The sequence below is a fragment of the Oceanispirochaeta sp. genome (assembly GCF_027859075.1).
Lineage (GTDB): Bacteria > Spirochaetota > Spirochaetia > DSM-2461 > DSM-2461 > Oceanispirochaeta.
Window position 1 is genome coordinate 1 of the sequence record NZ_JAQIBL010000064.1, and the last position, 7436, is coordinate 7436.

The window sequence follows — 7436 nt, forward strand, 5'->3', positions numbered from 1 at the left end:
AATATCTGTAGTTCCTTTTTTACGTGGCTACTGTCAAATAATTAATGATATAGAAAATAAAAACAAGCTAACTAAGATAATGCATGGATATAATCAGGATAGAATTGATATTTCTGAGATTTACAATAGTGTTTTTTGTACCAGCATAATTCAAAACTCACATATTGTTAGCGCAGAGGATATTATTAATTATGATGTCGATAGTTTAAATATTCTAAGAGAAGATAATTATCCTCTTCTAAATAATACATTGAAACATACACTCACATATTTACATCTTCGATTGAAAGTAGAGAAAAGTCTTGTTGATCATTTTGGAATCGATTTTAATAGGAACCAATTACTGACTCAAATTATCCAAAGATCATTTCCACCCGGAGATAGTTGTAGATTCCCGATTTAAATTAGCAGTAATTCCCGCTTAAAATTGTCTTAAACCATGGCACCGAACAGCTTGTTTTCCCGGCTTCTTTTATCATTTGATTTTCCCGGATTATTCTGAGTAAAAAAATACGGGAGAAGCACCCGTATAAGAAAAGAATTTGATCAAAATCAACGACTCAACACCGATTGAACATGCTCTTTCTCAACAGTGGAATTTCCTGACAGATAGGCTTTTATTAATGCATGCTGCGCCATATTGTTGATCACCCGCATCACACCGCTTGAAGCATCATGGATGAGATTCATGGAGGGCTTAGTAAATATGGATGCCCCAGATGAAACATCACCGATTCGCTGTTCAATATATGAGAAGGTTTCCTCTTTTTTCAAAGTATCCATTCTTACTGTGACAGTAACCGAGTTTGCCAGAGATTCCAGTGAGGATAATCCCAGTTTTTGAATCAAGGGCTCCTGGCCGCAAAGCAGGATTGTAACAGCATTGAGAGAGTCATAATTGAAATTGGCGATCAGCCTGATTTCCTGGAGGATATCATTACCCAGTTTATCTGCCTCATCAATGATAAGAATGGGGTGAACATGTTTCGTACGATGCATATTCAGGATGTGCTCATGAACGGCTTTATACATTGGAGCCCTTCTACCACACGGCTGTAGACCAAAGGTGTGGCATAAATGAGAGTAGAATTCCTGTATTCCCACAGAGGTATGGCAGATGTAGTGAGATTCATAAGTTCCTTGATGAAGAGAGTCACTTGCCATTCTCAGGACACAGGTTTTTCCTGACCCGGATTTTCCTGTCAGGATACCAATTCCCTTTGTATCAAATAGAATCTGAAGCTGTTCCAGGGCATTACTTACCCCCGGGAGTGTTTTCAAATTTTCTGTTTTAATCTCCCTTGTGAATGGATCCGACGATAGATTGAAGTGAGAGTAAACATCCCGCATTTTCATCTCAGTTTCCTCCCATATTAGTTGCAGTAAGGTTTACAGGTAAATCGGAGTGTTCATACCCGGATTGGAGATCACTCGATCTGGAATACCCTCTCTTCACTTTGGAATTGGCATAAGTATCAACAATCCTTGCATCTCCATATTCTTTACCTCCCTGAGAGACCAAGACACGATCGACCGGGGGGTGTGGATCAAAATAGATATCGATTCGTTTTCCGCTCAGAATCGCCGGGGCTTCAAAGAGAGTCCCTCCCAGTGTGAATGTGGAATCCTTGTAGACTCTGCGCGACAACAGATGAAGGAATATTCGATCCAGATCAATAGAGGAGGCAATAGATTTTATATGATGGGCTTTGGCTATCCATGCATCCAGTGGTGTTATGTGCTGTTGAAGTCCTCTGTGAGGAGACCGGTGATATTCGCACTCCAGCCATGTATTGAATCTGGCATTCAAATCATCCAGATTTTTAACCGCGCTGATATCCAGAGGCCGGAGGAATTGATCACGTACAGTTCTGTAAAATCTTTCCTGTTTCCCTTTTCCCTGAGGGATTCCCGGCTTGGTGTGGCTTAAGGTAATCCCCAGTATATCCAGAATCCTCCTTGTCTGATTTGAGACAAAGCTACTACCATTATCTGTATAAAGGCGGCCGATCATCCCCTGTGCTTTCAGAATATGTTTGATCCCATCTTCAAAGAGGATAGATTTTTCAGAAAAAGAGAAGCGGCCATAAAGAATCCTTCTTGTGGCATCATCCAGAAAAGTCATCAGCAAGGCTTTTCGCATTTTTCCGTTTTTATCAGGAATCTCAGGGCCGTACATAACATCTGACTGAACACATTCCAGAGGAGAAAAAAAATCAAACTTGAGGCTCTTTTCTTTCATAATGACTTTTTGCCTTTCTTTTGAAGTTAATCCTTGGGATGTAATGAATCGGGAGAGGGATGAGCTTGATATTTCTGTTTTTATCACACCTTGTTCCCGTAGTTTTCTTACAGCAGCTATAGCTGTTAATTCCGGATTGGATTCAAGAAGTGCAATGATGCCGTTTTGTTCCTGTTCTCCAATCAAGCGGCTTTTGCCCAGATCCTGCCGGATCTGAGGATTTAGCCCCTGTTTTCCAAACTTTCTATACAAGCAGAGCCATCGTCTGATGCAACCCTCTGTGATGGTTGTTCTTTTTGAATAGGGAATCTCATAATCCCTTTTTGATTTCTCTTTTATCAGCGTTGTCAGCTGTCCCCTGTTGAGATAGGGGTTTCCCAGTTCAGCCACTACAGAGTGTCTGAAATCACAGATGTTTCGTCTTCTCAATTCATTTTCATCTTCAGTCATAAACATTTCTCCCTGAAATCGGTCTATGATGAGTCTAATTTCTCAATCTCCGACCAGATAGCCCCCTTATTAAGTGGGAGAACCCTGCCCAGTTTATTTTCTCTTATCCTTAGAATATTTCTCCGGGAGAAAAACAGTGGATTGTATCCTTCTTTCAGGAACATGCTATTCACGAACTGGATAGCAAGCGTTGTTGATCCGTCCCTGGAATAGAAGAGCAGCAGAGGATTATGAAGAATATTTTTTCCATCTGGGAATAATGCCATTGCCCTTTGCTTTGCACCGTTCATCTTTTTCTCAAACCGTATTCCATATTTCCGGCTCATTCCTCGGGATGTGAAGACCTCTGATGCGGCCTTCTGGGAAAACCCATCTTGCCTGCGATACATATATTCATTGGCTTCTGCTGTTCCTATACTGGTCCCAGGGAGCGAGAACTCTGGAATCAGAGCATGGGTACATCCGCAAGCCAGGCATTCAACTCTGATGATCGGGATGGATTTTTGATAATGATATTTCAGGTACTGACAAAGGTAGGTAAAAAAGGATTTCAAACAGACGGGACACACACATTCAATGAAGTCTTCTTTACTGTGAGTTGGCTTTCTAAGCTTGTAATAAATAGATTCTGGTATTACGATTAATTTAGTTTGTTATTTAAGGATGCGGGAAGGATATTGGTCTTGAGATCCCGCATTCTTTTATCCTTTCTTTTCGAAGTCTTATTAATTAAATCGGCAGGATACTAAATCTTCCTCTTATAAATTCCGGGAATCTACAATAGGTTCTGATCTGATCCGTCTCTTTGATACCCTTAGGCCCTATCCCAATAGAACACCAAGGCTCTATTAGAGCCTTGGTAGCCACTTAAATCCTCAAAGAAGCTAATACACCTCCCCCAACACACGGACAGATCTGTTCTCCCTGACGCAGTCCATCAGGACCTTCCAGACATTGGAATGAAGGAGAGTCTGCTGCTCGGTGATCACGCTGACCCGGCTATTGAGGCGGGACAGATCCACCATCACCTTATCGGGAAGGTAGGCAGAAAGACGGGTGAAGGATTCCCTCAGCTGCTCGAACTCTCCCACCGCATTAAAGTGGTTTAAAATCTCGCTGGAGAGGGTCAGAGCCAGGGCTTCTCCCTCGGAAAGGCTGACAGCAGGGAGAAAGTAATTCTTGTCTGTGTAGGAATACTGGTCGTCCAGGCGGTTATATTCCAGGGGGGTATGGAGACGGTCACGATATAGAGTCGTACCGCAGGCTTGCCGAGGAACGATCTCGGCTCTATAGGAAAAGTCCCGTTCCACTGACTTTTCGGAGACTTCGAAGCGCTCCACCATTTCCTGTTTGGTACAGCTGCCTCGATCACGCAGTATGCGGTCTATTTCGAGTATCCGTTCCAGTTGATTCTTTCCCATGTGAGTTGTCACTCTCCAAGACTCCTCTACTATATCAGCTATTAACTATGTACGCATTTACTTTTCATAATAATAATGAACTAATAGTTGTCTTTTTCAGTTCCAGGACAACTGAAGCGTCCCAAGAGGGATTATTCTTCCTGATCAGGCAGGGCTTCTAATTGTGAAATTAGATCTCTTCAGGGACATCAGATGAGGAGGGAACGAGTTTGGGGGAGGTTTTTATGCTTTATGAGGGAAGAGCACTTAACGGTTGTAGGGATTTAAGACAGGGGTGACAGGTGCAGAAACGTTAGCAACCGGCATTAACCGAATGGACTGAAGCATCTGAGCCGGCGTTAGAAGTCATTTGGAGTGGGTGAGATTACCCTTCTTTTATATCATGCACCGATTCAGAATATACAGGAAAGGGGATAACAGTTATATCCTTTTGCTCTGATGTCCATAAATCCAATTTGGACTGCATATTCAGCCAACTTTCAGGAGAGGTTTTAGTTGCCTTTGCAATACGGGTTGCCATATCTGGACTCAATGATGCTTTCTCGTTAATAAGTTCAGAGAGAGACTTTCTTGAAACACCCAAATCTACAGCAGCCTTAGTAACAGTCAGCCCAAGTGGTACTAATATATCTTCTTTTATAACATTACCCGGGTGAACAGGTTTACGTCTTTCGGTCATAATAGATCTCCTAATGATAGTCCCTATAATCAACAACATAGGCATCACCTTCTTCAAAGAAGAAAGTAACTCTCCAATTCCCATTAACCCAAACCGACCAGATCTCCTTCTCGTTACCAGATAATTGATGGAGCTTGTATCCTGGTAAGGCCATGTCCTGTACTGTAATTGAAGCGTCCAGGCGGTCAAGGATACGTGCCAGTTTCCTGGAATGATCAGGTTGAATACCCTTCTTGCTGCCTGAGATGAAAAACTGTTCAAGCCCTTTGTGCTTGAAGGATTTTATCATACATTAAATTGTAACCCGCAACGTTATGGGTGTCAATAAATGAGAAGGTTCTTTTCCAATATAACAGCCAGGTATGACCCCTCATCCCCTGGTTGAAATTCCCCATACTCAAATACGTTTTCCGGTTTATATTTCATACAAAAAATTTCAGAAAGATAAAAGTTCTCGTAACTGTTTTTAGAACTGCTGACCAGTACCGGTAAATAGGATGGTATTTCTTATCCAGAATCAGTTAATTCTGTTGATCTCTTTGTTGATATTTCCGAATAGTCGAATTCCATTTGGTTTTTATCCAACCATATTTACTGTAAATACCAGGATTTTGAGATCACATTTTGTGATCTCAAGAGTTCCCTTAAGTTTTGAAATTCCTCAGAGTTTAACTTGAAAGAGTATCCCTCACCAAACCGTCCCTGATTTCTTTTTACCTGCTGATTTATTTTTCTTGTTTCTGTATCAAAAACAACGGCAAGATCCCGATCCAGCATGACGCGTTGATTGCGGATGGTATAAACAATATGAACCATATCTTTGGTATAGATAACCTCTTTATGAAAGATTTGCGCTGCGGGGTATGTTCCCGTAGCCATAGTAGATCCGCTGTTATCGGAAGTTCAAACGAATCAGGAGGCTTTAATTCGATTTATAAGTTTTAATTCATCTTCTATTTTTAATTTTTCTTCTTCTAAATCATAGTCATCCTGTATACCCATCCAGAACTGTGGGGAATTACCAAAAAACTCAGAAAGTCTCAAAGCTGTATCTGCAGTAATCCTTCTTCTACCCTTTATTATCTGGGATATCCTTGTTTGAGGTATTTTGATTTCCTTTGATAATCTATAGGCACTTATTCCAAAGGGTTCCAAAAATTCTTCTTTTAAAATCTCTCCAGGATGAATGTTGGGCAATCTTTCCATTTCTTTAACCTCTTAATGATAGTCAACGATCTCTACATTTGATACGCTTCCCTTTTCCCAGCGAAAACATATTCTCCATTGTGAATTGATCCTTATACTATAAAACCCTTGGCGGTTTCCTTTCAAAGCTTCCAGTCGATTGTTAGGTGGTATCCTCAAGTCATTCAAATCTCTGGCGTTGTTCAACATCCTTAATTTCTTCCGCGCTACTGTTTGGATATCATTTGGAAGTTTTAAAGACTTGTATCCATTCCAAATCTTTTCTGTTTCTTTTGAATCAAAACCGGCTATCATTGATATATACTAACGCCTTTGTTTACTATCGTCAAGCATTAGTATTAATATCTCTATCAGTCATACCTGAAAATCCCCATAATTTGTCTGTAATTGGAGATCTCTTAAGGGACATCAAATAAGGATGGAACAGGGAAGATTGGGGATTTTTGAAGACTTATGAGGGTAAACTGGTTTTAAACTCTTCTGGCAGGGATTGGGCCAGCTTGTATTCGGCAATACCCATGGGCTGTGATTTGTCGCCCAAGGCATATTCGGCTACGACCTTGTTCTTGCTTTTGCACAAAAGCAAACCAATAGTAGGGTTCTCCTGCTCACTTTTAACTTCCCGATCAATCGCGGTTAAATAGAAACCAAGCTGCCCCAGATGTTCCGGCTTGAATTTGCCCGATTTGATTTCTATCACCACATAACAGCGGAGCTTCAAGTGATAAAAGAGAAGGTCAATAAAAAAGTCATCCTCCCCACTTCCAAATGGACCTGTCTGCCGACATAAGCAATCAGGCACTCAATTCAATCAGAAACTGGGTAATATGAGTCACCATGGCGGCCTCTATTTCTTTTTCAGCAGCTTCCGAGCCTATACCCAGAAAATCAAATTTATAAGGGTTTTTAAGAGACTCTATAGCCAAATCCGATTGAGCTTTGGGAAGGGTCTTTTCAAAATTGGTTACGGCCTTTCCTGTGCATTCAAGCAGCCTGGATTCAATATGAATGGTTAAAACATTACGGGACCAGCCATTGACAAGTGCTCCCTGGGCATAGGCAAGCCGATCGTGTTCTGTTTTCAGCTTACTGAGCAACACCAGATTATGCCCCCAGGGTAATTGTCCAACAGCCTGTTGGACAATTTGCTCTTCTCTCCAGGCCTCGGCAAAAGCCCGCATATACATCAGATTTGCCCGGGAAAAGCCTTTCATTTCAGGGAAAGCTGTACTTGCCGGTACACTGGGCTATCCCTTTTTTTATCGATAATTTAATGTGTGATATTGAGTTAATTAGATATTTTATTTTGGAAAATGGGTATTCTTCTATCTGAGATTAATGTGTGACTCTACAACGTGTCCGTTTCCTGGAATGATAAAGACTTTATCATACACTAAATTGCAATCCGCAACGTTAAGGGTTTCAACAATTGAAAAGG

Annotated in this window: 11 protein-coding genes and 1 pseudogene; 1 reads left to right on the top strand and 11 read right to left on the bottom strand. The window is 41.2% G+C overall.

Going from position 1 to position 7436, the window contains the following annotated elements:
* Positions 1 to 403 (top strand): annotated as a pseudogene (locus PF479_RS03475) (hypothetical protein); the annotation flags it as partial.
* Between the two features lie 149 nt (positions 404 to 552).
* Here the strand turns inward: PF479_RS03475 and PF479_RS03480 are convergent.
* The 11 genes from PF479_RS03480 to PF479_RS03530 form a co-directional block, all read right to left on the bottom strand.
* Entirely contained in the window at positions 553 to 1356 is an 804-nt protein-coding gene (locus PF479_RS03480) for an AAA family ATPase (RefSeq protein WP_298002259.1), read from the bottom strand.
* A 1-nt stretch (position 1357) separates the two neighbouring features.
* Positions 1358 to 2692, bottom strand: a complete 1335-nt coding sequence (locus PF479_RS03485) for a DDE-type integrase/transposase/recombinase (protein ID WP_298002261.1) — start codon at positions 2690 to 2692, stop codon at positions 1358 to 1360.
* Between the two features lie 23 nt (positions 2693 to 2715).
* Complete coding sequence (locus PF479_RS03490; RefSeq protein ID WP_298002263.1) at positions 2716 to 2982, bottom strand: hypothetical protein; 267 nt, start codon at positions 2980 to 2982, stop codon at positions 2716 to 2718.
* Between the two features lie 594 nt (positions 2983 to 3576).
* A complete protein-coding gene (locus PF479_RS03495) occupies positions 3577 to 4125 on the bottom strand; it encodes a hypothetical protein (protein ID WP_298002265.1) in 549 nt (182 codons plus the stop codon).
* Between the two features lie 352 nt (positions 4126 to 4477).
* On the bottom strand, positions 4478 to 4792 hold the full coding sequence (locus PF479_RS03500) for a HigA family addiction module antitoxin (RefSeq protein ID WP_149485407.1): 315 nt from the start codon (positions 4790 to 4792) through the stop codon (positions 4478 to 4480).
* Between the two features lie 10 nt (positions 4793 to 4802).
* Entirely contained in the window at positions 4803 to 5081 is a 279-nt protein-coding gene (locus tag PF479_RS03505; RefSeq protein ID WP_149485406.1) for a type II toxin-antitoxin system RelE/ParE family toxin, read from the bottom strand.
* 302 nt (positions 5082 to 5383) lie between these two features.
* Complete coding sequence (locus PF479_RS03510; RefSeq protein WP_298002271.1) at positions 5384 to 5671, bottom strand: ORF6N domain-containing protein; 288 nt, start codon at positions 5669 to 5671, stop codon at positions 5384 to 5386.
* A gap of 33 nt (positions 5672 to 5704) precedes the next feature.
* Positions 5705 to 5998, bottom strand: coding sequence for a HigA family addiction module antitoxin (locus PF479_RS03515; RefSeq protein WP_298002272.1), 294 nt, complete (start codon positions 5996 to 5998; stop codon positions 5705 to 5707).
* Positions 5999 to 6010: 12 nt separating this feature from the next.
* Positions 6011 to 6292: a type II toxin-antitoxin system RelE/ParE family toxin gene (locus PF479_RS03520; RefSeq protein WP_298002274.1), complete on the bottom strand. Its 282-nt coding sequence runs from the start codon at positions 6290 to 6292 to the stop codon at positions 6011 to 6013.
* Positions 6293 to 6449: 157 nt separating this feature from the next.
* Complete coding sequence (locus tag PF479_RS03525; RefSeq protein WP_298002276.1) at positions 6450 to 6800, bottom strand: PDDEXK nuclease domain-containing protein; 351 nt, start codon at positions 6798 to 6800, stop codon at positions 6450 to 6452.
* Positions 6793 to 7185 carry a PDDEXK nuclease domain-containing protein gene (locus tag PF479_RS03530; protein ID WP_298002278.1) on the bottom strand — a complete coding sequence of 131 codons (393 nt, stop codon included), beginning with the start codon at positions 7183 to 7185 and terminating at the stop codon, positions 6793 to 6795. Before PF479_RS03530 ends, PF479_RS03525 begins: the two co-directional genes overlap by 8 nt.
* Positions 7186 to 7436: the final 251 nt, after the last annotated feature.